Source organism: Methylobacterium sp. 092160098-2 (assembly GCF_028920805.1).
In the GTDB taxonomy this organism is placed as follows: domain Bacteria; phylum Pseudomonadota; class Alphaproteobacteria; order Rhizobiales; family Beijerinckiaceae; genus Methylobacterium; species Methylobacterium fujisawaense.
In genome coordinates, this window is the sequence record NZ_JAQPZJ010000001.1 from 3,071,840 (window position 1) to 3,098,160 (window position 26,321).

The 26,321-nt window shown below is 69.8% G+C and carries 22 protein-coding genes; 13 read left to right on the plus strand and 9 right to left on the minus strand.

All coding sequences use genetic code 11. The features are described from left to right. Window positions 1–5 precede the first annotated feature (5 nt). The 4 genes from PQI07_RS14430 (at window position 6) to PQI07_RS14445 (ending at window position 1,794) form a co-directional block, all read left to right on the plus strand. On the plus strand, window positions 6–335 hold the full coding sequence (locus PQI07_RS14430) for a hypothetical protein (RefSeq protein WP_043758875.1): 330 nt from the start codon (window positions 6–8) through the stop codon (window positions 333–335). Beyond that, window positions 332–460, plus strand: coding sequence for a hypothetical protein (locus PQI07_RS14435; RefSeq protein ID WP_257787384.1), 129 nt, complete (start codon window positions 332–334; stop codon window positions 458–460). The genes PQI07_RS14430 and PQI07_RS14435 overlap by 4 nt, the downstream gene beginning before the upstream one ends. A gap of 36 nt (window positions 461–496) precedes the next feature. Continuing rightward, complete coding sequence (locus tag PQI07_RS14440) at window positions 497–1,237, plus strand: outer membrane protein (RefSeq protein WP_043381071.1); 741 nt, start codon at window positions 497–499, stop codon at window positions 1,235–1,237. 179 nt (window positions 1,238–1,416) lie between these two features. Then, the gene (locus tag PQI07_RS14445) at window positions 1,417–1,794 is read left to right on the plus strand and encodes a phospholipase A2 family protein (protein ID WP_274926841.1); all 378 of its coding nucleotides are present in this window, start codon (window positions 1,417–1,419) and stop codon (window positions 1,792–1,794) included. A 31-nt stretch (window positions 1,795–1,825) separates the two neighbouring features. Here the strand turns inward: PQI07_RS14445 and grpE are convergent, their stop codons facing one another. The 3 genes from grpE to PQI07_RS14460 form a co-directional block, all read right to left on the minus strand. Beyond that, the gene (grpE, locus tag PQI07_RS14450) at window positions 1,826–2,440 is read right to left on the minus strand and encodes a nucleotide exchange factor GrpE (protein ID WP_043381244.1); all 615 of its coding nucleotides are present in this window, start codon (window positions 2,438–2,440) and stop codon (window positions 1,826–1,828) included. A 103-nt stretch (window positions 2,441–2,543) separates the two neighbouring features. Further along, window positions 2,544–5,336: a [protein-PII] uridylyltransferase gene (locus tag PQI07_RS14455; RefSeq protein WP_043349231.1), complete on the minus strand. Its 2,793-nt coding sequence runs from the start codon at window positions 5,334–5,336 to the stop codon at window positions 2,544–2,546. A gap of 50 nt (window positions 5,337–5,386) precedes the next feature. Then, complete coding sequence (locus PQI07_RS14460) at window positions 5,387–6,805, minus strand: TAXI family TRAP transporter solute-binding subunit (RefSeq protein ID WP_043349228.1); 1,419 nt, start codon at window positions 6,803–6,805, stop codon at window positions 5,387–5,389. A gap of 224 nt (window positions 6,806–7,029) precedes the next feature. Here PQI07_RS14460 and PQI07_RS14465 point away from each other — a divergent pair, with 224 nt between their 5' ends. The 6 genes from PQI07_RS14465 (at window position 7,030) to polA (ending at window position 14,192) form a co-directional block, all read left to right on the plus strand. Continuing rightward, entirely contained in the window at window positions 7,030–7,557 is a 528-nt protein-coding gene (locus PQI07_RS14465) for a regulatory protein RecX (protein WP_274926842.1), read from the plus strand. A gap of 76 nt (window positions 7,558–7,633) precedes the next feature. After that, window positions 7,634–8,845, plus strand: a complete 1,212-nt coding sequence (locus tag PQI07_RS14470) for a putative DNA modification/repair radical SAM protein (RefSeq protein ID WP_274926843.1) — start codon at window positions 7,634–7,636, stop codon at window positions 8,843–8,845. A 17-nt stretch (window positions 8,846–8,862) separates the two neighbouring features. After that, window positions 8,863–10,326 (plus strand): UdgX family uracil-DNA binding protein, encoded by a 1,464-nt coding sequence (locus PQI07_RS14475; RefSeq protein WP_075380746.1) that lies wholly within the window; start codon window positions 8,863–8,865, stop codon window positions 10,324–10,326. A gap of 60 nt (window positions 10,327–10,386) precedes the next feature. Beyond that, entirely contained in the window at window positions 10,387–10,683 is a 297-nt protein-coding gene (locus PQI07_RS14480) for a nucleotidyltransferase family protein (RefSeq protein WP_043356924.1), read from the plus strand. Beyond that, on the plus strand, window positions 10,664–11,023 hold the full coding sequence (locus PQI07_RS14485) for a HepT-like ribonuclease domain-containing protein (protein ID WP_274926844.1): 360 nt from the start codon (window positions 10,664–10,666) through the stop codon (window positions 11,021–11,023). The genes PQI07_RS14480 and PQI07_RS14485 overlap by 20 nt, the downstream gene beginning before the upstream one ends. 22 nt (window positions 11,024–11,045) lie before the next feature. Further along, window positions 11,046–14,192: a DNA polymerase I gene (gene polA, locus PQI07_RS14490; protein WP_274926845.1), complete on the plus strand. Its 3,147-nt coding sequence runs from the start codon at window positions 11,046–11,048 to the stop codon at window positions 14,190–14,192. Between the two features lie 61 nt (window positions 14,193–14,253). Here the strand turns inward: polA and PQI07_RS14495 are convergent, their stop codons facing one another. Further along, a complete protein-coding gene (locus PQI07_RS14495) occupies window positions 14,254–14,412 on the minus strand; it encodes a hypothetical protein (protein ID WP_158713272.1) in 159 nt (52 codons plus the stop codon). 671 nt (window positions 14,413–15,083) lie between these two features. Here PQI07_RS14495 and PQI07_RS14500 point away from each other — a divergent pair. The 3 genes from PQI07_RS14500 to PQI07_RS14510 all read left to right on the plus strand — a co-directional run bounded on the left by PQI07_RS14500 (window position 15,084) and on the right by PQI07_RS14510 (window position 20,065). Continuing rightward, window positions 15,084–17,171, plus strand: coding sequence for a hybrid sensor histidine kinase/response regulator (locus PQI07_RS14500; RefSeq protein ID WP_075380744.1), 2,088 nt, complete (start codon window positions 15,084–15,086; stop codon window positions 17,169–17,171). 55 nt (window positions 17,172–17,226) lie between these two features. Next, entirely contained in the window at window positions 17,227–18,198 is a 972-nt protein-coding gene (locus PQI07_RS14505; RefSeq protein ID WP_274926846.1) for an NADPH:quinone oxidoreductase family protein, read from the plus strand. A 187-nt stretch (window positions 18,199–18,385) separates the two neighbouring features. Further along, entirely contained in the window at window positions 18,386–20,065 is a 1,680-nt protein-coding gene (locus tag PQI07_RS14510; RefSeq protein ID WP_274927725.1) for a methyl-accepting chemotaxis protein, read from the plus strand. A 54-nt stretch (window positions 20,066–20,119) separates the two neighbouring features. Here the strand turns inward: PQI07_RS14510 and PQI07_RS14515 are convergent, their stop codons facing one another. From PQI07_RS14515 to PQI07_RS14535, 5 genes are all read right to left on the minus strand, one after another. Beyond that, window positions 20,120–21,133 (minus strand): adenosine kinase, encoded by a 1,014-nt coding sequence (locus tag PQI07_RS14515; protein WP_043758868.1) that lies wholly within the window; start codon window positions 21,131–21,133, stop codon window positions 20,120–20,122. Between the two features lie 52 nt (window positions 21,134–21,185). After that, on the minus strand, window positions 21,186–21,737 hold the full coding sequence (locus tag PQI07_RS14520; RefSeq protein WP_374701383.1) for a Uma2 family endonuclease: 552 nt from the start codon (window positions 21,735–21,737) through the stop codon (window positions 21,186–21,188). Window positions 21,738–21,813: 76 nt separating this feature from the next. Beyond that, window positions 21,814–23,223, minus strand: a complete 1,410-nt coding sequence (locus PQI07_RS14525) for an MFS transporter (RefSeq protein WP_043356936.1) — start codon at window positions 23,221–23,223, stop codon at window positions 21,814–21,816. A gap of 112 nt (window positions 23,224–23,335) precedes the next feature. Beyond that, window positions 23,336–24,265 (minus strand): glutaminase, encoded by a 930-nt coding sequence (locus PQI07_RS14530; RefSeq protein ID WP_043356938.1) that lies wholly within the window; start codon window positions 24,263–24,265, stop codon window positions 23,336–23,338. A gap of 179 nt (window positions 24,266–24,444) precedes the next feature. Continuing rightward, complete coding sequence (locus PQI07_RS14535) at window positions 24,445–26,214, minus strand: ABC transporter ATP-binding protein (protein ID WP_274926847.1); 1,770 nt, start codon at window positions 26,212–26,214, stop codon at window positions 24,445–24,447. Between the last annotated feature and the right edge of the window lie 107 nt (window positions 26,215–26,321).

The window sequence follows — 26,321 nt, forward strand, 5'->3', positions numbered from 1 at the left end:
GGACCATGACCGTTCCGACACGCCGACTGGTCCTGGAGACGCTACCGCCCCTCACCCTGCCTCCGGCCTCCGGGTTCCGCCCGCGGCAGAACGACCCCCTTCCGCGGCTCCGGCGCATCGTCTGCGTCGCCGCCGCGCTCACGCTGCCCGTCCTCGGTGTGGCTGTCGCGGAAACGGTCCACCGCGCCGCTGCACCGAAGGCGCCGCAGGCCGCCGCTCCCGTCATCCCCTCAGGCGGGGCGGCGGCACCTGCCGCTCTCGGCGTGCCCAAACGCGCCCTCCGGACCATGAGGACCGCGATGCAGACGCCCGGATACCGGGAGGACCGGTCATGACCACCCTGTCCAGCCTTCGCACCGCGCATCCGGCGCCGACCTGCGGCGGAGCAGCCATCCTCGATCTCGCACTCTGCCTGATTCTGGCGGTGACCGTCGTCGGCCTGCTCCTCTTGACCCTGTGATCCTGCGGCTCCGCCGCCTTCCACGACGAGATGTCCATGACGCTCAAGATCCACGCAGCCCTTACGGGAGCCGCGGCCTGCTGCTTCGCGTTCGCCGCTCAGGCGGCCGATCTGCCGCGCCGTGCGCCGCCCCCACCGCTGCCGCCGTCGCTGCCGGTCTTCACCTGGACCGGCTTCTACGCCGGCGTGAATGCGGGATACGCCTTCCGCACCGGAAGCAGCGGCTTCACCGATCCGACCTACGGCGCGGTCACGGGCGGCGGCCGGGGCGGCGGCTTCGCCGGTGGCGGCCAGATCGGCTACAATTATCAGTTCACGCCCGGCTCCGGCTTCGTGGTCGGCTTCGAGACCGATCTCCAGGGCACCGCCTTCGCCAAGGCGGATGCAGCCTATCTCGGCACCACGCCGTACTACAGCGTTCGGCCGAGCCTCGACTATTTCGGGACGGTCCGCGGCCGGCTCGGCTACGCCATCGACCGCGTCCTCATCTACGGGACCGGCGGCTTCGCGTATGGCGGCGGCACGCGCTCGACCTATGCGGGATCCTATCCCTACACCCTGCCGGCGACCGATCGGACCGGCTATGCGGCCGGCGGCGGCATCGAATACGCCTTCACCGAGAAGCTCTCCGCCAAGGTGGAGGCCCTCTACCTCCATCTCGGTCGCGGATCGTCCGCTGCTACGTACTACAACGCCAGCGTTCCGGCATATTATGGTGCCGGCAAACAGGAATCTGGTTTCGCCTTGGTCAGGGCCGGCGTGAATTATAGATTCTAACAAATATTCGCTGTCGGAGATCTTGACGCTTTCCGTGGGCTGGGACGCCATACGCGACGTTCGGCTTCGCGAATCCGTCGGCCGCGCGAACGAGGTCATGGCCGGTGCAGGGCGGCGATTCCGAATGTCGCGCGGGCGTTGCCGTGCGGGATCAAGGGTCTTCTCCGACAGGATCGGCCGTGAGCATCCCCAAACCGACCACCCTCACGACAGCGTTGCTCGCCTTCGGGCTCGCGGCCTGCGCCGTAACGGTACGGGCCCAGGAGATCATCCCGCCCGGACCCACCGGGCGCGGTGCCATCCTGATCTACGGAAACTTCTGCGGGCCGGGTAACCGGGGTCCCGGATTCCGGCCGATCGACGCGCTGGACCGTGCCTGCGCCCGTCACGACATCTGCTCGGCCGATCCGATGTCGGGCACGCTTACGAGCTGCACGTGCAACCGGCGCCTCACGGTCGAGGCCGGTGCGGTCGCCCGGGATCCGCGCGCGCCCGCTCACACCCGAGAGGCGGCGCGATTCATCTCGGATTTCTCCGCGGCGCTGCCCTGCCAATAGGCCGCGCCGCGGGGACGAGCGGCAGTGTCGGTCAGGCGGCGTCCGCCGGGCTGGCCGCCGCCTTCGGGCCGCCCTTGGCGACGCCCACCAGGGCCGGGCGCAGGACGCGATCACCGATGACGTAGCCCGCCTGCACGACCTGCACGACGGTACCGGCCGGAACCTCCGCGTTCGGCACCTCGAACATGGCCTGATGGCGGTTCGGGTCGAACTTCTGGCCCTGGGGCTCGACGATCTTCACGCCGTGGCGCTCAAGGGTCTTGGCGAGGTCGCGCTCGGTGAGTTCGATCCCGTCGATCAGACCCTTCAGGGCGCCGTCGGCCGTGGACTTCGCATCGTCCGGCACGCTGTCGAGGGCGCGGCGGATGTTGTCGGCGACGTTGAGAACGTCCCGGGCGAAGTTGGTCACCGCGTAGGCGCGCGCGTCGGCGACTTCGCGCTCCGTCCGGCGGCGCAGGTTCTCCATCTCGGCGAGGGTGCGCAGCGTCCGGTCCTTGAGCTCGTCGCGCTCGGCGGTCAGCAGAGCCAGGGCCTCCGCGACGGGATCGACGGAGGCCGACTCGCCGCCCTGACCCGCGGGCGCGGAATCCTGGGCCGCGCCGGCACCGGCTTCGACCGTGGTCTGGCGCTGGTCATCCTGAGGCATGTCGTTGCTCGTCATCACGTTTCAGTCGTGGGCGGGAATCGGTGAGGGATCGTGGAATCGGCGCTGATATCTGGCCAAGGGGTCGCGAAATCAACCCGTCCGCTCACGCCTCGCGCGGCGGCGGGGCCGCCACCAGCGCCTCCAGACCCTCGGCCTTCAGCGTGGCGACGTCGTGCGCGAACACGTCCATCACGGCGCTGCGGATTGCGGCCTGCCGGTCGGGCTGCGTCACCCGGGTGCCGGTGAGGTCGGTGACGTAGAAGACGTCCACGGCGCGTTCGCCAAAGGTCGCCACATGCGCCGACGTGATGTTGAGCGACAGCCGGCTGAAGGCGGTGGTGAGCTCGTAGAGCAGGCCCGGCCGGTCGAGGCCGGTGATCTCCACGACGGTCTCCCGGCTCGACAGCGCGTTGTCGATGATCACGTCCGGCGGCACCGGGAAGGTCTTGGCGCGGGTGCTCGCCGTCGGGTGCTTGTCGGCGACGAGGTCGGCGATGCGGATCTCGCCCTTCAGCGCGCGCTCGATCGCCGCCGTGATGCGCTTGGTCCGGCGCAGCTCGTCCTCGTCGCGCTCGAAGGCGCGGGAGATGAAGATCGTGTCGAGGGCAAACCCGTCCGTGGTGGTGAAGATCTGCGCGTCGACGATGTTGCTCCCCGCCGCCGCGCAGGCGCCGGTGACGATGGCGAGCAGGCGGGGATGATCCGGCGAGTAGATGGTGATCTCGGTCACGCCCCGAACCGGATCGAGGGCCACGTCGGTGGCGCTGGTCCGTCCGTCGCGCACCACATCGCGCAGGAAGATCGCGTTCTTCAGCTGGCGCGTGCCGTCGACCTTCAGCCAGTAGGCCTGGCTGTGCCGCGCCGCGTAGGCATCGAACTCCTCCGAGGCCCAGCCCGGCAGCTGCTCGCGCAGGCCCATCTGCACGAGGCGCACCCGGTCGGTGCGGGCGATCTCGGAATGGCCGCCTGACAGGTAGACTTCAGTCTCGTCGTACAGCGTGCGGATCAAAGTGCCCTTCCAGGCGGTCCAGACCCCCGGCCCGACGGCGGTGATGTCGGCCACCGTCAGGATGGTCAGGAGTTTCAGCCGCTCCAGGCTCTGCACGCTCGCGGCGAACCGCTCGATCGTCTTGGCGTCCGAGAGGTCGCGGCTCTGCGCCGTCATGGACATCAGCAGATGGTGTTCCACGAGCCAGCGCACGGTCTCGGTCTCGGCCTGGTTCAGGCCGAAGCGCGGGCAGAGCTTCTCGGCGATGGCGGCGCCGGCGATCGAGTGGTCCTCAGGCCGGCCCTTGGCGATGTCGTGCAGCAGGATCGCCACGTAGAGCGCCATGCGGTTGTGGATCGTATGCACGAGGCGCGAGACCAGCGGATAGGTCTCCTGGACCCGGCCCGATTCGATGTCGGCCAGGACGCCGACCGTGCGCAGCAGATGCTCGTCCACCGTGAAGTGGTGGTACATGTTGAACTGCATCATCGCGACGATGCGGCCGAAATCCGGGATGAAGCGGCCGAGCACGCCCGCCTCGTTCATCTCGCGCAGCGCCTCCTCCGGGGCGTTCCGCGAGGTGAGGATCTCGACGAACAGGCGATTCGCCTCGGGGTCCACGCGCAGCGACGGGTTCACCAGGCGCAGGGACCGGTTGGCCAGCCGCTTGGCGTCCGGATGGATCGCGAGGTTGTGCCGGTCGGCGAGCCAGAACAGCCGGATCAGGTTCACGGGGTCGCGCTCGAAGGCGTCCTCCGCACGCAGGTTCACCCGGCCGTGGTCGATCCAGAAATCCTCCGCCTCCATGGCGGTTGCCCGGAACCGGTCGCGGAACCGGCCGATCCAGCGGTCGAGCACCGGGGTGCGCTTGGCATGGCGCGCCTCCAGCTCCGCGCAGACGATGGCGGTGAGGTCGCCCACGTCCTTGGCGATGCGGAAATAGGCCTTCATGAAGCGCTCGACGCCGGAGAGGCCGCCCCGGGGCTCGTAGCCGAAGCGCTCGGCGATCCGCGGCTGCAGGCCGAAGGACAGGCGCTCCTCCGCGCGCTTCGTCACGAAGTGCATGTGGCAGCGCACCCGCCACAGAAACTCGTCGCAGCGCTCGAACAGCGCGTATTCCTCCGGGGTGAACAGCCCGGCGCTCACGAGTTCCAGCTGGTCGCGGACCCGGTAGGTGTATTTGGCGATCCAGAACAGGGTGTTCAGGTCGCGCAGGCCGCCCTTGCCGTCCTTGACGTTGGGCTCGACGAGATATCGGGAGGTGCCGGCCTTGGAGACGCGCATGTCGCGCTCGCGCAGCTTCGCCTCCACGAACTCGGCGGCGGATCCGACCACCAGCTCGGCGTCGAAGCGGGTCACGAGCTCCTCGTAGAGGATCCGGGTGCCGAACAGGTATCGCGCTTCCAGGAGGGCGGTGCGGATCGTCATGTCGGCCCGCGCCTCGCGCAGGCATTCCTCCACCGACCGGGTGGCGTGGCCGACCTTCAGCTTCAGGTCCCACAGGACGTAGAGCATCCCCTCGACGACGCTCTCCGACCACGCCGTCTGCTTGTAGGGAAGCAGGAACAGCAGATCGATGTCCGAGCCCGGCGCCATCGTGCCCCGGCCGTAGCCGCCGGTGGCGACCACCGCGAGCTGCTCACCGGTCGACGGATTGTCGTTGGGATAGAGGCGCCAGACCACGGCATCGTGAATCGCCCGGACCACCGCATCGGTGAGGTTCGACAAGGTCTGCGCGCAGCGCAGCCCGTTGCGGTCCTCGAGGAGCTGCGCCTCGGCGGCGCGGTGGCCCTCTTCGATGACCCGGCGCAGTTGCGGCACGAGCGCGGCCCGGAGCTTCGTGGGCTCACGGGCCTCGCGGTCGAGGTTCTCCAGAACCGTGTTGAGGGCTGCGACGGGATCGAACATGGCTCCCGTTAGCATGATATCCCGACACCGCCAGCCACGCGGCCCCGCCGCTATTCCGCAGCCGGCAGGTCGAGGGCGAGCAGCCGCGCCGTGCGGGTGCGGGTCGCCGCCCGGGGCTCCGCCTCGCTCGCCTGCCGCCGCGCGTCCGCGATCGCCGCATGGACGCCGTCCACCGCCAGGATCAGCGCGCTGACTGTCCGCGCATCGATGCTGCGTTCACGGGCGTAACAGACGACGTCCGCCACCAGCCCGTCGGTCTCGATCGCGATCGCATCGAGTTCGGCGGCGCTGGTCGCCGCCCGCACCTCGCGCATGATGTCGAGGAGCCGGTCGAGGACGAAGTCCACGCGCTCCCGGCGCTTGCGGGCGAGGCGCTGGCCGATCCAGGCGATGCCGGACCCGATCGTGCCGCCGAAGAAGGCGAACAGGTAGATGTAATCCTCGTAGCGATCGAGGAAGGTCTGCTGCTCGCGCTCGAAATAGTCGACGGCGCCGGGGTGGTTCGGCAGGCGCGCCGAGGTCGCCGCCACGGTGGTGTCGAAGTCCGGCGCCTTCATCAGCTTGGCCACCGGCGCCGCCGAGGCCAGACGCGAGCGCCACTCGAACAGGTGCTGCGTCGCCGAGGCGACCGCGACCCGGCTGACCGTGCCCCGCGCCATCAGGCGGTAGGAGGCGCCGACGGTCTTGATCTCCTCGTCGGGGCGCTTCGGCCGGCCGCCGAAGGTGCCGGCCGGAATCGTGACCGCTTGCAATTCGGGGAAGCGCTGCAGGATCGCGTCGCCGTCCGGGATCGAGACGAAGCCGACCTTCCGCTCCGGCGAGCCCAGCTCGACGGCACGGACCACGGAAGCCGCGGGCTTGGAGGCGGGGCTCGCGATCACCGCCACCGCATCGACGCGTTTGTCGGCGAGGGCGGCGGTCACCTCGCCGATCTTGAGCGGCACCACGGTGACATGACCGGGCTCCGCCTCGGCGGCAGGGCTGGCCTCCGGCGCGTCCGCGCCCGCATTGTCCGGCACGAGGTCGTAGAAGGAGAGCAGGTTCGTCAGGAAGGACAGGTCGGCGCTGTGCCGGACCACGATGCCGAGCCGCTTGCGCGCGAGCGCGGGGATGTCGTCGATATCGGCCGCCTCCGGCGCCGCGATGACCAGGGCCTCGTCGTGCAGGATCGCGAGGGTCAACCCGTTCTCGGGCAGGAACACGTCCGGCCGGACCACGGCGAGGTCGGCCTTGTTCCGCTGAAGCGCGAGGGCGCTGTCGCGCACGTCGCCGTAGCGCACGACCTTGAGCCGGACATCCTCGCGTGCCCGGTCGAGGGCGCTGGCATAGGCTTCGATCAGCGCGGCCTCGGGGCCGTCCTGCGGGCCGACCGCCACCGTCAGGGTATTCGGGCGCGACAGATAGACGATTGCGGCCGCGGCCGCAGCGAGCCCCAGGGCAACGAGGACCAGGAGCCATTCACGCCGCATCAGGATAGCTGCCGCACGTGGCAGCCGACGGTTCCGTCGACCCTGCGGATCGCCTGACGAAGAACGGTGGTTCGGGCCATGGCCGAGCCTGTCGCGTTGCGCGCGTTCCATGCCCGAGTCATGGAACGCAAACCTGTCGAGATCGTGAAGAACCGGTGAAATCTCCATTCGTTGCAGGATCCGCGCCAGAAGGTCGCGACCGCGAGATCGAGCCGCCCGGCCCCGTGAGCCCGGCGTGGCTGGAGCGGGCGGCGCTCCATTATCTGGAGCGCTACAGCGCCTCGACCGAGATGCTGCGCCGGACCCTTGCGCGCCGCGTCCAGAAGCGGGCCCGCGCCCGGGGCGAGGATCCCGCGCTCTTCACCGACCTCGTGACGGCGACCGTCGCGCGGGCGGTGTCGGCCGGCCTCGTGGACGACGCGCGCTTCGCCGACACCCGCCTCGCCACCCTGCGCCGCCGCGGCACGTCGAGCCGCGGCGTCTCGGCCAAGCTCGCCGCCAAGGGTGTTCCGCGCGATGTCGTCGAGGCCGCCATGCTGGCGGAGCGCGACGCCCTGCCGGACGGTGAGGCGGAGGCGATCGAGGACCAGGCCGCGCGGGCCTACGCCAAGCGGCGGCGCCTCGGGCCGTATCGCCGCCCGGATCAGCGGGCGGCGCACCGCGACCGGGACCTCGCCGCCCTGGCCCGGGCCGGCTTCGACTACGACCTCGCCCGCCGGGTGGTCGATCTGGAGCCCGACGACATGGTGTGATGGGTGCGGCATCGCGGCCCGGGGTGAAAGGCGGGGCGGCCTTGCACCTTTGGCCGGGTTGTTCATTGTCTGTTCGATGGACGAGACCCTGGCCAAGAAGCTGCGCATCCTCGCGGATGCCGCCAAGTACGACGCCTCCTGCGCCTCCTCGGCCGCGCCGAAGCGCGCGGCCGGCAAGGACGGGCTCGGGTCGACCACCGGGGCGGGGATCTGCCACGCCTATACGCCGGACGGGCGCTGCGTCTCGCTGCTGAAGATCTTGCTGACCAACTGGTGCCTGTTCGATTGCGCCTACTGCATCAACCGGCGCTCCTCGAACGTGCCGCGGGCCAAGTTCTCCGTCGAGGAGGTCGTGAACCTCACCCTGAACTTCTACCGGCGCAACTACATCGAGGGCCTGTTCCTCTCGTCGGGCATCATCAAGTCGCCGGACCACACCATGGAGCTGCTGACCCGGGTGGCGAAGTCGCTGCGGCGCGATCACGGCTTTGCCGGCTACATTCACCTGAAGTCGATCCCGGAGGCGAGCCCCTGGCTGATCGAGGAGGCCGGTCTCTACGCCGACCGGCTCTCGATCAACGTCGAGCTGCCCACCGAGGCGAGCCTGGAACGCCTCGCCCCGGAGAAGGACGGCGCCGCGATCCAGGGAGCAATGGCCCAGATCGGCGAGCGCATCGTGCAGGCCAAGGCCGAGAAGCGCCGCTTCTCGCCGGCCGGCCACTCGACGCAGGTGATCGTCGGGGCGGACGCCACCACCGACGAGGCGCTGATCCGCAAGAGCGCGCTGCTCTACGGCAGCGTCGGCCTGAAGCGGGTCTATTACTCGGCGTTCAGCCCGATCCCGGACGGGTCCGCGATCCTGCCGCCCAAGCCGCCACCGCTCCAGCGCGAGCACAGGCTGTACCAGGCCGACTGGCTGCTGCGGTATTACGCATTCACCCCCGACGAGGTGGCCGACGCCTCGGAGGGCGGGATGCTCGCCCTCGACATCGACCCGAAGCTCGCCTGGGCGCTGAAGCACCGGGACAAGTTCCCCGTGGACGTGAACAAGGCCGATCGGGAATGGCTTCTGCGGGTGCCGGGGCTCGGCGCCCGGGCCGTGGACAAGATCGTGAAGGCGCGCCGGCACGCGACCCTGCGCCTCGACGACGTTGCCCGCCTGACCTCGGGCTTGAAGCGGGCCCGGCCGTTCCTCGTCGCCGCCGATCATCGTCCGGTGGGGCTCACCGACAGGCTCGACCTGCGGGCGCGACTGGTCGAGCCGGCGGCGCAACTGAGCCTGTTTTGAGAAAGGTCGCAGACGCGATGCTCCGTTCCCCTGCGAGCGGACACGGGAATGCCGGCGCGCCGCGCGCCATGCTCCTGCGCCCGGGCGCCGATCTCGACGGCTTCCGCACCGCCGTCCGGAGCCTCGTCGCGGAGGGTGTCCCACCCGAGGGGGTGACATGGTCGGAGGCGGACTCCCCCGGCCTGTTCGGCACCGGCGCGGCGCATGCCCTCAGCCCGCCGCTAGCCCTGCCGAAGCCCGTCGCCGCTCTGATCCCGCAGGTGATCCCGCACCGCGATCCGGAACGCTATGGGCTGCTCTACGCGCTGATCTGGCGCGTCTGCCACGGCGAGCGGCATTTGATGGAGGTCGGCAGCGATCCGCTGGTCCACCGCCTGCACCGTCTGGCCAAGGCGATCGGGCGCGACCTCCACAAGATGCACGCCTTCCTGCGCTTCCGCCGGGCTGAGGGGCCGGGTGGGGAGCGCTACATCGCGTGGTTCGAGCCGGATCACCACATTCTCGAGGCCGCGGCGCCGTTCTTCGTCAATCGCTTCCGCGGGATGCGCTGGTCGATCCTGACGCCGGACGGATCGGCGCATTGGGATACGGAGGCCTTGACCTTCGGACCGCCGGGCGACCGCGCGCAGCTGCCGGAGGGCGACGGGTTCGAGGCCGGCTGGCAGACCTACTACGAGAGCACGTTCAACCCGGCCCGTACCAACCTGAAGGCCATGCGGGCCGAGATGCCCAAGAAGTACTGGCACAACATGCCCGAGACGGCCGCCATCCCCGCCCTCGTCCGCGCGGCGGCCGGGCGCACCGAAGCGATGATCGAGAGGGAGCCGACCATGCCCACACGCCGCGACCCGGCCCGCGCCGTCGCCGCCATGGCCGATCAGGACCCGAAGACCCTGGAGGAGCTGAACGCGATCATCCGACGGACCGAGCCGCTGGTCGCGGGCGCCACCCAGGCCGTGCTCGGCGAGGGGCCCGTGGGCGCAACGATCGCCTTCGTGGGCGAGCAGCCCGGCGATCAGGAGGATCGGCAGGGCCGACCCTTCGTCGGACCGGCGGGGCAACTGCTCTCCCGCGCCATGGCGGAGGCCGGGATCGACCGTGGGGCGAGCTACCTCACGAATGCGGTCAAGCACTTCAAGTTCGAGGAACGCGGTAAGCGCCGCATCCACCAGAAGCCGACGGCGGGCGAGGTCAGCCATTACCGCTGGTGGCTGGACCGGGAATTGGACTTCGTGGCTCCGAAGCTCGTGGTCGCCCTCGGCGCGACCGCGGTGCTGGCGCTGACCGGCAAGGCCGTCCCGATCACCCGGGCGCGGGGCCCGTTCCGGTTCGACCGGTTCGACAACCGCTTCCAGGGCTTCATCACGGTCCACCCCTCCTACCTGCTGCGCCTGCCCGACGAGGCGAAGGAAGAGGCCTACGCGGCGTTCGTGGACGACCTGCGCCGGGTGGAGGCTCTGGGGCAAGAGCTCGCGGCCTGATCCTCCAACCCCGCGGTTCTGCTATGCTGATGGCCGCCGATTCCCTCCGATCCCGCCGCCATGGACAAGCAGCTCGCCCTCGACATCCTCCGCACGAACGAAGCGGAACTGCGCCGCCGCGGGGTGCTGCATGCGGCGCTGTTCGGTTCGGTCGCCCGTGGGGACGCCGGGGACGATAGCGACCTCGACGTGCTGATCGACATCGATGCGCCCGTCGTCGGCGGTCTCTTCGGCTATGTCGGGTTGTGCCATTTCATCGATGATCTGTTTCCGATCCGGGTCGACGTGGCGGACCGGGCGGCCCTCAAGGATCGGGTCCGAAAGCACGCAGAGCGCGATGCCGTTTTCGCTTTCTGAGCGCGAGCGGACCGCCTGCGCCGACATCATCGCCAACGCCGAGCGTGCCGCTCACTTTGTGGCGGGGTTCACGCTCGAGACTTTCGGGGCGGACGAGCGCACGCACTTCGCAGTCATGCGTTGCCTTGAGATCGTCTCGGAGGCGAGCCGCCGATTGAGCGCCGAGACGAAGGACCGGTATGCGGACGTGCCGTGGCGACAGATCGCGGATGCGGGCAGCGTCTATCGCCACAGCTATCACCGGGTGACGCTGGACATCGTCTGGCTCACCGTCCACCACGAGTTGCCCGTTCTCGTCGCGGCCTGCCGCGCCGAACTCGCCCGCGCGCCCGATTCCTGATCGCCCCGAGCCGCCTGAGCCCATGACCGACGCGAAGCCCGAAATTAAGTCCGTGGGCCCCGGCGATCAGGTGATCCTGGTCGACGGCTCGTCGTTCATCTTCCGGGCCTATTTCCAGTCGATCAATCAGGACCAGAAGTACAATTCGCGCCCCTCCGACGGGCTGCCCACCGGCGCCGTGCGGCTGTTCTGCACGAAGATCGCGCAGTTCCTGCAGGACGGCGCCGCCGGCACGATGCCGACGCATCTCGGCATCGTCTTCGACAAGTCAGAAGGCTCGTTCCGCAAGGAGATGTTCCCAGACTACAAGGGCCACCGCCCGGACGCGCCCGACGACCTCAAGCGGCAGATGCCCCTGATGCGCGACGCGGTGCGGGCCTTCGGCCTGCACGCGGTGGAACTGGAACGCTACGAGGCCGACGACCTCATCGCGACCTATACCCGCCAGGCCGAGGCACGGGGCGCGGGCGTCATCATCGTCTCCTCCGACAAGGATCTGATGCAGCTCGTGGGACCGCAGGTGCGGTTCTACGATTTCGAATCCGGTGCGAAGGGCAAGCCGGGCTACCGGCCCGAGCGCAACCTCGATGTCGAGGCGATCATCGCCAAGTGGGAGGGGCTTCAACCCAACCAGATCGGCGACGCGCTGGCGCTGATCGGCGACACCTCCGACAACGTACCGGGCGTCCCCGGCATCGGCTTGAAGACCGCCGCGGCGCTGATCAAGGAGTTCGGCAGCCTCGAGGCGCTGCTGGAGCGGGCGGGCGAGATCAAGCAACCCAAGCGCCGGGAAACCCTGCTCGCCAACGTCGATCAGGCTAAGCTGTCTCGAAAACTCGTGGCGCTGATGGAGGATGTGCCGGTCCCGGTGCCGCTCGACGAACTCGGCGTGCCGAAGCCCGACCCGGAGAAGCTCGTCGGCTTCCTGAAGGCGATGGAGTTCAACACCCTGACGCGCCGCATCGCCCAGATGCTGCACGTCGACCCCGAGGCGGTGAAGCCCGATCCGCGGCTCCTGCCCGGCGCCCGGCCGCACGGCTACGGCAACGGGGCCGGCGGCAGCGACGCGGTGCCATTCTTCGGCGATTCCGTGCCGCCGGATCCCGAGACCGCGGCGGCCGGGGCCGAGCGCCCGCCGGGCGCCGCACCGCCCGAGGGCGGCGCGGTGGACCCCTTCGCGGATCTCGACCTGCCGGACGCGCCCGCCAAGCCCCGGGCCCCCGTCGAGGCGACGCCCGGCAACGTCGTGGCGGCCCGGGCCGCGGAGGCCGTGGCCCCCTTCGACACCGCCGCCTACGAGACCGTCACGTCTCTGGAGCAGCTCGACGCCTGGATCGCCGAGGCCGAGGAGGCCGGTGTGATCGCGGTCGACACCGAGACGGACGCGCTCGACGCCCACAAGGCCGGCCTGGTCGGCGTCTCGCTGGCGGTGTCCACGGGACGGGCCTGCTACATCCCGCTGGCGCACGTGCAGGCCGCCAAGGTGCAGGCCGACGCCACCGACCTGTTCGGCGAAGGGGCCGCGCCCTCCGACGTGGTCGAGCCGGTCCCGGGCCAGATCCCCCTGAAGGATGCCGTCGCCCGACTGAAGCCGCTTCTGGAGAATCCCGGCGTCCTGAAGGTCGGCCAGAACCTCAAATACGATTGGGTCGTGCTCGCCCGCTACGGCGTCGAGGTGGCGCCCTTCGACGACACGATGCTGATCTCCTACGTTCTCGATGCCGGGAAGGGCGGCCACGGCATGGACGAGCTGGCCCGCCGCCATCTCGGCCACCAGCCGATCACGTTCTCGGATGTCGCCGGCACCGGCCGCAACAAGGTGAGCTTCGACCGGGTCGCGATCGACAAGGCCACCGCCTACGCGGCCGAGGATGCGGACGTGACGCTCCGCCTGTGGCGGATGATGAAGCCGCGCCTCGTCGCCGAGCACCGGGTCGCGGTCTACGAGACCCTGGAGCGCCCGCTCCTGCCGGTCATCGCCCGGATGGAGCAGCGCGGCATCCGGGTCGACCGGGACATGCTGAGCCGCCTCTCGGGGGATTTCTCGCAGATCCTCGTGCGCCTGGAGGAGGAAATCCAGGAGGATGCCGGCGAGAAATTCTCGGTGGGCTCGCCGAAGCAGATCGGCGACATCCTGTTCGGGAAGATGGGCCTGCCGGGCGCCAAGAAGACGCCCTCCGGCCAATGGGCCACACCGGCCACGCTCCTCGAAGAACTGGCCCAGGCCGGGCACGAACTGCCCAAAAAGATCCTGGAGTGGCGCCAGCTCTCGAAGCTGAAATCCACCTATACTGACTCGCTCCAGACCCATGCGGATCGCGAGACCGCGCGGGTCCACACCTCGTTCTCGCTGGCGGCGACCACTACGGGTCGGCTGTCCTCCTCCGAGCCGAACCTGCAGAACATCCCGATCCGCACCGAGGAGGGCCGGCGCATCCGCCGCGCCTTCGTGGCCGCGCCCGGCAACCGGCTGATCTCGGCGGATTATTCTCAGATCGAGCTGCGTCTCCTGGCCCACATGGCCGATATCCCGGAACTCCGGAAGGCGTTCGCGGACGGGATCGACATCCACGCGGCCACCGCCTCGGCGATGTTCGGCGTGCCGCTCAAGGACATGACGCCCGACCTGCGGCGCCGGGCGAAGACCATTAATTTCGGCATCATCTACGGCATCTCGGCCTTCGGGCTCGCCGACCGGCTCGGCATCGGCCGCGAGGAGGCTTCCGCGTTCATCAAGCAGTATTTCGAGCAGTTCCCCGGGATCCGCGACTACATCGATGCGACCAAGAAGAGCTGCCGGGACAAGGGCTACGTCACCACCCTGTTCGGCCGGGTGTGCCACTATCCGCAGATCCGCTCCAACAACCCGTCCGAGCGCGCCAGCGTCGAGCGGCAGGCGATCAACGCGCCGATCCAGGGCTCGGCCGCCGACATCATCCGCCGGGCCATGACCCGGATGGAAGGGGCTTTGGCCGACGAGAAGCTCGGGGTGCGCATGCTCCTGCAGGTCCACGACGAGCTGGTCTTCGAGGCTGGCGAGGACGAGGTGGAGCGGGCGATCCCGATCATCCGCGGCGTGATGGAGGAAGCCCCGGCGCCGGCCCTGACGCTGCGGGTGCCGCTGGTGGTGGAGGCCAACGCGGCGGGGAACTGGCAGGAGGCGCATTAGCGCGGATGGCGGCTGAACCTGTCCATCCTCGCGACCGGAGCGGAGCGGGCCGGCACGACGCTCATCGATCCGGTGGGCGCGGGTTCAGGACAGGGGCGATGGCGTCGTCCTCGCGCGTCCGGTAGAGCGCCATCGGCTTGGTCGCGTGCGCCCGCTTGGGGGGCGTCGTCGCGCCGCACAGCACCGGGCCGGCCCGCAGGGTTTCGACGAAAGGGTGCAACCGGTCGAGGCAGCCGCCTCCGGCGGTCCATTGGACACCGAGATGCGCTGTTCGGTGCGCCTCCGTGGAGGACGAGAATTCGTCAGTTCAGCTCGATCCCGCGTTCCGGGCACGGCGAGATCGCCCTCGGTCAGGCACCCGAGTATCGCTGTCGCTCCAACATGCAGGATGCCCGCCGGGACGGGCAGGCTCGTCTGCAGAAGGTCGCTGACGAACGCGAACAGCCGTTCGGCTCCGGCGTGGGCTGCGTCGCTGTCGACTGAAATGCCGGCCGCCGGTTGTGCCGTCTGCCCTGGCCCACGCTCTTGCCCGTGCCCGGGTCAACGTATTTCGGCCGCACGGACTGTCGCCGGTCCAGAGGGCTGTGTTGGAGGCCTGCGCGGAGAGATCAGGTCAACGGATCGCCGCGATCCAGGCCCTGCAGTCCGGCAATCCCATTCATTCCCGGGCACCCCCGGGCGAGCCCGGAACCCAGAGCCGCCGCCAGCCATGCCGGCACGCGGTCGAGGTCTGGATCCTGCTTCGCAGTCCCGGAATGACGGGGCTGTGACGTCGGGCTGTGACCTCGGGCTGGTCTCCGACTACAGGCATCCACAGGGCCGCCCTGGCTTGGAGATGGCGTCGAAGACGGTCATACGCGGTAAGTCCATGACCTGTATCGCTCAGAACTTGTGATCGATCCCCTCTCCTTCCTATCCGGCGGCGGCGAGGCCGCGCGGATGATCCGCGCACGCGACTGGACCGGCCATCCCCTCGGCCCCCCGGGGACCTGGCCGGCGGAATTCCGCGCGGCCCTTTCGCTCGTTCTCAACTCGCCGGAATCGATGATCCTGGCCTGGGGGCCCGATCTCCACTTCTTCTTCAACGACACCTACTTCCCGCTGCTCGGGCCCCGTCTGGCCTGGGCCATGGGCGAGCGGTTCGACGTGGTCTGGGCCGATGCCTGGGATCAGGCCAAGCCGATCATCGACGCGGCCATGGCAGGCAGCCCGGAGCGCTTCATCGATCTGCCCTGGCAGCTCGACACCGACCGGGGCTCCCGGGAGACGTGGTGGACCTTCTCGTACTCGCGGGTCCTCGACGCCGCGGGGCGGGTCACGGGGTTGTTCATCCTCACCAACGAGACCACGGCCCGCGTGCGCGCCGACGCCGCCCTCAAGGAGAGCCAGGGCCGCCTGGAATCCGCCCTCGCGGAGCTGCGCGACCTCAACGCCACCCTGGCCCAGCAGGTCGAGGAACGCACCGCCGATCGCAACGCCCTGTGGACGCTCTCGTCCGACATGATGCTGCGCTGCCTGTTCGACGGCACGATCACCGCGGTGAACCCGGCCTGGACCGAGGTGCTGGGCTGGCGGCCGGACGAGCTGATCGGAACCAAGCTCATCGCCTTCGTCCATCCGGACGATTTCGACCGCACCGTCGAGGGCGCGCAGCAGCTCGCCACGGGATCGAGCCTCGCGCGCTTCGACAACCGCTACCGCCACCGGGACGGCGGATACCGCTGGATCAGCTGGGCGGCCCGGCCGGGGGAGGGGGTGATCAACGCCGTCGGCCGCGATTTCACCGCGGAGCGCGAGCGCGCCGACGCCCTGGCCGCCACCGAAGAGGCCCTGCGGCAATCGCAGAAGATGGAGGCGGTCGGCCAGCTCACCGGCGGGATCGCCCACGACTTCAACAACCTGCTCGCCGGCATCTCCGGATCCCTGGAGCTGATCCAGACCCGCCTCGGCCAGGGTCGCGTCATGGATGTGGACCGCTACATCAATGCCGCGCAGGGAGCGTCCAAGCGGGCCGCGGCCCTGACCCATCGCCTGCTCGCCTTCTCGCGGCGGCAGACCCTCGATCCGAAGCCCACCGACGTGAACCGGCTCGTGGCCGGCATGGAAGAGTTGATCCGGCGGACGGTCGGCCCCGCCGTGATCGTCGAGGTCATGGGCGCGCCCGGTCTCTGGCCGGCCCTGGTCGACCCGCCGCAGCTCGAGAACGCCCTGCTCAACCTGTGCATCAACGCCCGTGACGCCATGCCGGAGGGCGGCCGGATCACGATCGAGACCGCCAATGCCTGGCTCGACGAGCGCGCCGCCCGGCGTCACGACATGCCGCCCGGCCAGTACCTCTCGCTCTGCGTCACCGATACCGGCATCGGCATGCCGCCCGAGATCGTCGGCAAGGTGTTCGAGCCGTTCTTCACCACCAAACCGCTGGGGCAGGGCACCGGCCTCGGCCTGTCGATGATCTACGGCTTCGCCCAGCAATCGGGCGGCCAGGTGCGGATCCATTCCGAGGTCGGCAAGGGCACCACGGTCTGCCTCTACCTGCCCCGCCATCGCGGCGCGGTCGCGGAGGAGGATGCGCATACCGCCGTCGGCGCGCCGCCGCGGGCCGCGCCGGGCGAGACCGTGCTGGTGGTCGACGACGAGCCGACCGTGCGCATGCTGGTCACCGAGGTGCTGGAGGATCTCGGCTACACGGCGATCGAGGCCGCCGACAGCGCGGCCGGCCTCAGGGTGCTGCAATCCGACGTGCGCATCGACCTGCTCGTGTCCGATATCGGTCTGCCGGGCGGCATGAACGGGCGCCAGATGGCCGAGGCCGGCCGGGTGACGCGACCGGGGCTCAAGGTCCTGTTCGTCACCGGCTACGCGGAGAATGCCGTCTTGGGCAACGGCCAGCTCGATGCCGGGATGCAGGTCATCACCAAGCCGTTCGTGGTGGAGGTGCTGGGCGCCCGCATCCGCGAGATGATCGGGACGGCTTGACCGCACGGCCGGTTCGGGCCTCATCGGCGGAGAAACGCCGGGGAGGAGACACGGAATGCGGGCGCTGCTGTGCACGAGGCTCGACGGGCCGGAGCATCTGGAGATCGTGGAGCGCTCCGATCCGGTTCCGGGTCCCGGGCAGGCCCTGGTGCGGATGCGGCTCGCGGCGCTCAACTTCTTCGACACGCTGATCGTGGCTGGGCGCTACCAAGTGAAGCCGGCCCTGCCGTTCTCGCCGGGCGGCGAGGGGGTCGGCGTGGTCGAGGCGCTCGGGCCAGGGGCCTCGGGCGTGGCCGTGGGCGACCGGGTGATCGTCCATGCCGGGCACGGTTGCTGCGCCGAACTCATCGCCCTCGACGCCGCCCGGCTCACGCCGGTGCCGGACGCGGTGCCGGACGAGCAGGCGGCCGGGCTCACCATCACCTACGGCACCTCGCTCCATGCCCTGGCGAACCGTGCCCGCCTGCAGCCCGGCGAATGGCTGGCGGTCCTCGGGGCCTCCGGGGGCGTCGGTCTCGCCGCCGTGGAACTGGGGCGGCTGATGGGCGCCCGGGTGATCGCCTGCGCCTCCTCGGAGGAAAAGCTCGCCGTCGCCCGCGCCCACGGCGCCGAGGCCGGCCTCGTCTACGATCCCGCGACGCTCAAGGACGAGTTGCGCCGGATCTCCGGGGGCGGGATCGACGTGGTCTACGATGCGGTCGGCGATGCCTACGCGGAGCCGGCCCTGCGGGCGCTCGGCTGGCGCGGCCGGTTCCTCGTCATCGGCTTCGCCGCCGGGGAGATCCCGCGGCTGCCGTTGAACCTGATGCTCCTGAAGGAACTCGACGTGCAGGGCGTCCACTGGGGCGCCTTCCTCGAACGCGAGCCGGAGGCGCATCGGGCCGACCAGCGTCGGCTCCTCGACTGGGTGGCCGAGGGCAAGCTCACCGCGCAGGTCCACGGCGTCTACCCGCTGGCGGACTTCCCGGAGGCCTTCGGCCTGCTGACCCGCCGTGCGGCCGTAGGCAAGGTTCTCCTGCGGCCCTGATCGGGCCGCGGCCGCCCGCCTTCGACTGGATCGGCGCTCGACCCGCGGCACGGCCTTGGCGGGCGACGCGTCATGCGTTCCGCGCTGATCTGCGGCGCAGATCACTTCCGAAGTAGAGGTTGCGAAAAATCTGTCCTTCATCTTCGTGTGCCACGATGCGCCGGTGTCGTCCTCTGTGGTGCCCGAGATGAGCTTTCGAAGAAGTATCGTTTCGAAGCTGATACTGCCATCGATAATCGGCTTTTTGCTGTTTATCGCAAGCTCGACCATCGGCTTGATGCAGATACAGGCCATCAATGCCGCCGCCGTGGAGACCCGCGACGTCTGGGTGCGCAAGGACAACGATCTCCATACGATTCGATTCCTGATGCTGCGGTACCACACGACGACGATCCGCAAGGTGGTCGCCGTCGACGACGGTGAGAACCGGGACCTCGATGCCGAGTTCGTCGAGATGGATCGGACCATCCCCGAGGCCTTCCAGAGCTATCGCGTGCGCGCGACGACGCCCCGGGAGCGCGCGCTCTGGGACGCATTCGAGGGGCGGTGGAAGGTCTATCGCACCGCCCAGGAGGCGATCCTCGCCCCGCTCAGGCGCGGCGACCGGAACGCGGCCCGCGACGCCATCGCGCCCGCCCGCCCGCCTCTGGTGGCCGCCTTCGATGCCCTGGCGGATCTCGCCCAGGTCACCGCCGAGGGCACGAACGTCTCGGTCCAGCGCTCCGAGGATGCGTTCCGGACGGCGTGGTCCGTCACCATCACGCTCTCCGTGATCGGAGCGATCATGACCGGCGCGGCGGTCTGGTGGGTCTGGCAGCGGGTCGCCCGCCCGATCCGGTCCCTGGCCGAGATCATGGGTCGGCTCGCGGCCAACAACCTCGACGTGGCCGTCGGCGGCTCCGAGCGAGCGGACGAGGTCGGGGTCATGGCGGCCTCCGTCCAGGTCTTCAAGGACGGCCTGATCCGCGCGCGCACGCTCGAGCACGAAGCGGCACAGGCCCGCGCCGCGGCCGAGGCGCGGCGGCGGAGCGGCATGCAGCAGATCGCCGACGCCTTCGAGGGCACGGTCGGCGGCATCATCGGCACGGTCTCGGCCGCCGTCGCTGCGCTGCAGGACACGGCCTCGGCCATGAATGAGGCGGCCGCCGACACCGCCGATCGCTCCGGCCGGGTGGCGAGCGCGGCCGAACTCGCGGCCAGCACCGTCAACGTCGCGGCGGCGGCGGAGGAACTCGGCGTCTCCGTCCAGGAGATCAGCCGCCAGGTCGCGGGCTCGACGGCGCTGACCCAGTCGGCGGTCGCGGACGCGGAGGCGACCGCGCACTTGGTTCGGGATCTGAACGGGGCGGCGGTCCAGATCGGTCATGTCGTGACCCTGATCTCGACCATCGCCGAACAGACGAATCTCCTGGCGCTGAACGCCACGATCGAGGCGGCGCGGGCCGGCGCGGCGGGCCGCGGCTTCGCCGTCGTGGCCGCAGAGGTGAAGGCGCTGGCCGGTCAGACCGCGCGGGCGACCGACGAGATCGGCGGCCACGTCGCCCGGATCCAGTCCTCCACCGGCGACGCCGTCTCGGCGATCGGGCGCATCGGCGGCCGAGTCCAGGAACTCAGCGCCGTGGCGACGCGGATCGCCAGCGCCGTGGAGCAGCAGGGCGCCGCGACGCAGGAGATCGTCCGCAACGTCTCCCAGGCCGCCCAGGGGGCGGCTGACGTCACCAGCACCATCACGGGCGTCGCCGACGCGGCGAAGGGAACCGGAGCGGCGGCCGATCAGGTTCTCACGGCAGCCTCGGAGCTGTCGCTCCGGTCCGGGCATCTCAGGGACGAGGTGACGCGCTTCCTCGCGACCGTCCGCGCGGCCTGAGCGGGCGGAATCGGAGCGGACGCAACCCTCCGACCGCGCGCCCGACGCGCCGGCTCAGAGGAGCCCGCGCGCCTTGGCCAAGCCGACCAGATCCGCCTGCGGGCGGGCGCCGATGTGCTGGATGACCTCGGCCGCCGCGAGCGTGCCGAGGCGGGCGCTCGTGACGTGGTCGAGGCCGCGGGCGTGGCCGGCCAGGAAGCCGGCCGCAAAGAGGTCCCCCGCCCCCGTCGTGTCGACCACCTCGTGGACCGGGCTCGCCTCGACGGCGCGGACCTCGCCACCCTGCACCACCAGGGCACCGTCGGCCGAGCGCGTCACGAGGCCGAGCAGGTGACGGCCGCGGGCGTTGCGCTCGTCCCGCAGGGCCGCCACCGCGGCCTCGGCATCGTCGGTCTGGAAGAGGCTCTGCAACTCGCCGATGTTGGCGAAGAGGATGTCGATGGTGCCGTCGCGGATCAGACCGAGGAATTCATCGCGGTAGCGACCGACGCAGAACGCATCCGAGAGGGTCAGCGCAACGGCGTTGCCGGCCTGGTGGGCGATGTCGGACGCCTTGCGGAACGCCTCCTTGGCGGCCGGCGGATCCCAGAGGTAGCCCTCGAGATAGACGACCCGGGCGGAACGCACGAGAGCCTTGTCGACATCGTCGGGCGAGAGTCCCTGGCAGGCGCCCAGATAGGTGTTCATCGTGCGCTCGCCATCCGGCGTCACCAGCACGAAGCATCGGGCGGTGGCCGGTCCCTCGGCCGCCGCAGGGACGCTGAAGTCGACGCCGGTCGCCTTGAGATCGTGGCTGAACAGGCCGCCGAGCTCGTCGTTCCGGACCTTGCCGACGAAGCCGGTCTTGGCTCCGAGCAGGGCCGCGCCGACCGCGGTGTTGGCGCCGGAGCCGCCCGACACGATCGTGGCCGGGCCCATGGCCTCGAACAGCGCCTCGGCCCGCGGCTCGTCGATGAGCTGCATCGCACCCTTGGTGACGCCCTGCGCCGCCAGGAAGGCATCGTCCGTCCGTGCGATCACGTCGACGATCGCGTTGCCGAGCACGAGGAGATCGAGAGGTTCAGTCATCCGGGCGTCCTGATTCGCGTTCGCGCCGCTGTGGCATCCACCTCGGATCGGATCAAGCTCCGTCGTCGTCGGACGCGCGGTCGGCGAACAGCTCCGGGACGGGCAGGCGCAGGCCGGGCGGCGTCAGGTCCAGCGTCTCCTGGGTCGCGATGCGGGTCTCGATCAGGCCGCCCTGCGCGCGGCGGTGATGGATGACGAGGCGTTTGACCGGATCCACGATCAGATAGTGGATCACGCTCTCGAGACTGAAGTAGCGGGTCAATTTCAAACCCGAATCGACGGAACGTGTGCTCGGCGACTGCACCTCGACGACGATGACGGGATCGGTGATCTCCGTCGCATCGGGGTCAGCGCGCATTCCGCAGTAAACGAGGGCGTCGGGCTCGAAGACCGTATCCTGATCGACGCGAACGCTGATGCCATCCGGCAGCGCGTAGCAGGCGCTCTTCGCTTGCTTCAGTGCGGACCGGAGCGCCAGATAGGTGGCAGCCTTGACCTCGGCATGCCGAACGCGCTCCGGCGACATCGCGAACACCTCGCCATCGACCAGCTCGAAGCGCCCCGGCTGCCCATCGGCCCAGGTGAGAAACTCGTCGACCGTCATCCGGGATTTCGGCTGAGCGACCATGCCCGAGGCTAGCACGGATTCGGCCTCCTGGGAGCCGAGCCCGTGACGGGCCTCACCCCGCGATCTTCTCCAGCGCGACGTCCCGTGTCCGCGGACCCAGGAGCCCGACGAGCAGGCCCGCGGCCAGCATCGCGGCCGAGATGAACAGGAACACGCCCGGCGTGCCGGCCTCCCGCAGGACGAACGCGATGACGAAGCCCGTGAAGATCGCCGAGAAGCGGCTCCAGGAATAGACAAAGCCCACCGCCCTGGCGCGGATGCCCGTGGGGAACAGCTCGGCCTGATAGGCGTGGAAGCTGTACGACATCACGTTCGAGGCGAGCGTCAGGCCGATGCCGAGCGCCACGATGATCGGGACGTCCCGCGTCTGCGCGAAGGCGAGGCCGCAGCCGATATAGACGAGGGCGGCGGCCACGATGACGTGCTTGCGCTCGAACCGGTCGGCGATGGCGAGGCCGATCAGCGGGCCGACGGGGGCAGCCAGCGCGATCAGGGCCGTGTAGGCGAGGCTCGACGTCACCGTGATGCCCTGGGCCACCAGCAGGGTCGGCACCCAGTTGGCGAAGCCGTAGAAGCCCACCGTCTGGAAGACGTTGAATCCGGCCATCATCAGCGCCCGGCGCCGATAGGGCCGGACCCACAGGTCGCGGAAGGCGCCGCGCGGCTGCACCGGCTCCGCCGCGGCCGGCGCGGGCAGCGCGCCGCCATGCTCGGCCGCGATCCGCGCCTCCAGCTGCCGCAGAATCGCGTCGGCTTCCGCCAGACGCCCGTGCTCGACGAGCCAGCGCGGGCTTTCCGGAAGGCCCGCCCGCATCCACCAGACCACGATCGCCGCCGAGGCGCCGATCAGCACCACCCAGCGCCAGCCGTCGATGCCGAGGGGGGCGATCGGGATCAGCAGGTAGGAGAGGAACGCCACCACCGGCACGGCCGTGAAGCCGATGCCCTGGCACAGGGCGAAAGCCCGGCCGCGGATCGCCTTCGGGACGAGTTCGGAGAGGTAGCTGCCGATCGTCACCATCTCCAGGCCGAGGCCGATCCCTGCGACGAGCCGCCAGAGGTTGAGGCCGAAGGCGTCGCTCTGGCAGGCCATCACGACGTTCGCCGCGGTGTAGGCGAGGAGCGACCACGTGAAGATCGCCCGGCGCCCGAACCGGTCGGCGAGCCAGCCGCAGACGAGGGTGCCGATGAACAGGCCCGTGAAGAGGGCGGCCACGAAGCTCGCCACACCACTGGCGCCGAACAGGCCGGGGGTCGTCGGCGTCAGGATCCCGGCCTTGACGAGGCCGGGCGCCACGTAACCGGTGAAGAGCAGGTCGTAGAGTTCGAAGAAGAAGCCGAGGCCGAGCAGCGCCACGAGGCGCCAGACCGTCGGCGTGGCCGGAAGCCGGTCGAGACGGGCCAGGATGGCACCGGGATCCAGACCGTCGTCGGCAGCCCGGACCGCCACACTCGTCGCCATGCCGCTGAGTCTCGCTTCGGCGCCGCAACGCCCCGGCGGCGCAGTGCCGCGGAAGTGGGCGCCGCGCAAGGGGGCAGGGGAAGGGGGGCAGGGAAGGGGGGCAGGGACCCGCTCAGGATCCGAAGACGGACCAGCCCATGCGCTGCGTCAGCCGCTCCAGGGCGATGCGGCCGAGATGGGAATTGCCCGCCGCGTCGAGACCGGGCGACCAGACGGCGATGGAGGCCTTGCCGGGTGCGATCGCCAGGATGCTGCCGCCGACTCCGCTCTTGCCCGGCAGGCCCACGCGATAGGCGAACTCGCCCGACCCGTCGTAGTGGCCGCAGGTCAGCATGATCGCGTTGATGCGGCGCGCGCGCTCCGCCGAGACCACCGAATGGCCGGTCGACGGGTTGATGCCGTTATGTGCCAGGAACCGGCCGGCGCGTGCGAGCTGGCGGCAGTTCATCGCGATGGCGCAGTGGTGGAAGTAGACGCCGAGCGTGTAGTCGACCGGATTGTCGATGACGCCGAAGGACTTCATGTAGTTGGCGAGCGCGGTGTTGCGGAAACCCGTGCGCTTCTCCGAGGCCGCCACGGTCTCGTCGATCGCGATGCTCGAATCCTGGGCCAGGAACTGCATGAAGCGCAGGATCTCGCCCAGCGCCTCGCGGGGCTCGTGGCCCGAGAGGATCACGTCGGTGACCGCGATGGCGCCCGCATTGATGAACGGATTGCGCGGCACGCCGCGCTCCCGCTCCAGCTGGACGATGGAGTTGAACGGGTTGCCCGAAGGCTCGCGGCCGACCCGTTTCCACAGCCGGTCGCCGACCATGCCGAGGGCGAGGGTGAGGGTGAAGACCTTCGACACGCTCTGGATCGAGAAGGGCGTCTCGCTGTCGCCCCCGGCGAAGACGCGTCCCGCAGCATCGATCACCGCCATGCCGAACTGACCGGGATCCACCCGCGCGAGTTCGGGAATGTAATCCGCGACCGCCCCCCGATCGGAGCGCTGGGCCATCTCCTCGGAGATTTCCCGGATGACGAGGGCAAGGTCAGGCACAGTGGGGCTCGGGCATCGAGACGCGTCGGAACCGGGCCGGTTCGCGACGTCCAGGCGATGCAAGGTCCGGTCCGGCGGGCCGATGATCTACCAGTGCCGATCGGGCGTGAAAACCGGAGCGGCGGAACTGCGCCGCCGTCCCGGTGCGGCAATGCCGGGACGGGTCCACGGGGGCGCAGTCAGGCGGCGGCGAGGGCCATCGCCATGGATTCCTTCTTCATCAGCTCCCGGAAGAAGCCGTCGAGATGGGTCAGCTTGTCGGGCGAGCCGTCCTGCGCGATGCGGCCGCCGTCGAGCACGACGATCCGGTCGAAATCCTGCAGCGTCGAGAGGCGGTGCGCGATCGCGATGACGGTCCGGCCCTTCATCAGGTTCGCGAGGGCCTGACGGATCGCTTGCTCGGATTCCGCGTCCAGCGCCGAGGTAGCCTCGTCGAGAAGCAGGATCGGCGAGTTCTTCAGGATCGCCCGGGCGATGGCGATCCGCTGACGCTGGCCGCCCGAGAGCTTTACGCCGCGGTCGCCGACGATCGTGTCGAAGCCTTCGGGAAGGGCCTTGATGAAGTCGGTGCAATGCGCGGCCTCGGCGGCCTGCCAGACCTCCTCGTCCGTCGCCTCGGGCCGGCCGTAGCGGATGTTCTCCCGCAAGCTGCGGTGGAACATCGAGACGTCCTGCGGCACCACGGTGATCGCCTCGCGCAGGGATTCCTGGGTGACCCGCTCGACGTTCTGGCTGTTGATGCGGATGGCGCCACTCTGCACGTCGTAGAAGCGCTGAATCAGCGAGAACAGGGTCGACTTGCCGCCGCCGGACCGGCCCACCAGACCGACGCGCTGGCCCGGCTCGATGACGAGGTCGAAATCCGTGAAGACGGGGCGCCCGTCCGGATAGCTGAAGGCGACGTGCTCGAACTCGATCTTGGCGCCTTGGCCGGTGAGCGGCTGCGCTTCCGGATGATCCACGAGATCGTGGGGCTGAAGCAGGGTGTGCAGGGCCTCGGCCAGCCGGGCGGTGTGCTGGGTCGCATCGACCAGCGCGACCGCGAGGTCGCGGGTGGCCGCCAGGATGCGGATGCCGAGCGTGCAGACCAGCACGACCTGACCGTTCGTCGCCTGTCCGGCCTCCCACATCTGGATCGCCCAATAGAGCAGGCCGAACACGGCAAGCACGGTCAGCACCGCGTGCACGATGCGCAGCTTCTCGAGGTAGAGGAGCGACGAGCGCCGCGCCCGCATCTCGGTCGCGATGGTGCCCTCGAAGCGCTGCCCCTCGCGCTTGAAGGCCGAGAAGGCGCGCACGAGCGACATGTTGCCGACGAGATCGACCATCTCGCCGTCGACGCTGGCGGCCTTGGCGGCGAAGTCGTGGTGCAGCGGCTTGCCGGCCGAGGCCATCTTGAACATCAGCACGACGACGGCCGCGAACACGCCCGCCAGGATGCCCGCCATGGTGAGGTTGACGGTGGCGATGTAGGCGATCGACCCGAAGGCCGCGACCGTCGGCGGCATCACGTTGAACACGAACATGTTCTCGACCGTGAAGATCGCGTTCGAGGTCGCCGTGATGCGCGACGCCAGGGTGCCCGGCTGGCGGTCGGAGAAGAAGGTCGGGGAATGGCCGGTCATGTGCCGGAACAGGTCGCGCCGGATGTCGCCGGTGATCCCCACGAAGGTGAAGGCGCCGGTCAGCGCCGCCACGCGCCAGAGCATGTTGTCGGCGGCGATGAAGGCGACCAGGACCGCGAGCGCGCTCCAGACGACCGTGTTGCCCGGGCCGGGCCCCTTCGTCAGCGCGTCGACCACGCCCTTGAGGGCGTAATCGGTGGAGACCGAGAAGCCGACGGCGCCGAGCACGGAGATCAGGATGACCAAGTGCGGCAGCCAGCGGCGGCGGAGATACCGCGCGACGAAGGCGAAGGGCCTGTCGGCGTATCGGTGCAGCTCTTCCATCGCGGTGACCATTCCGTATTCGCGCGGCTTTGGCTTACGGGCTGAGGCGGCGTGCAGAGCGGGCGCAGTCTGACCCGCAGCGGCAACGCGAGAGCGTTGCCATATGT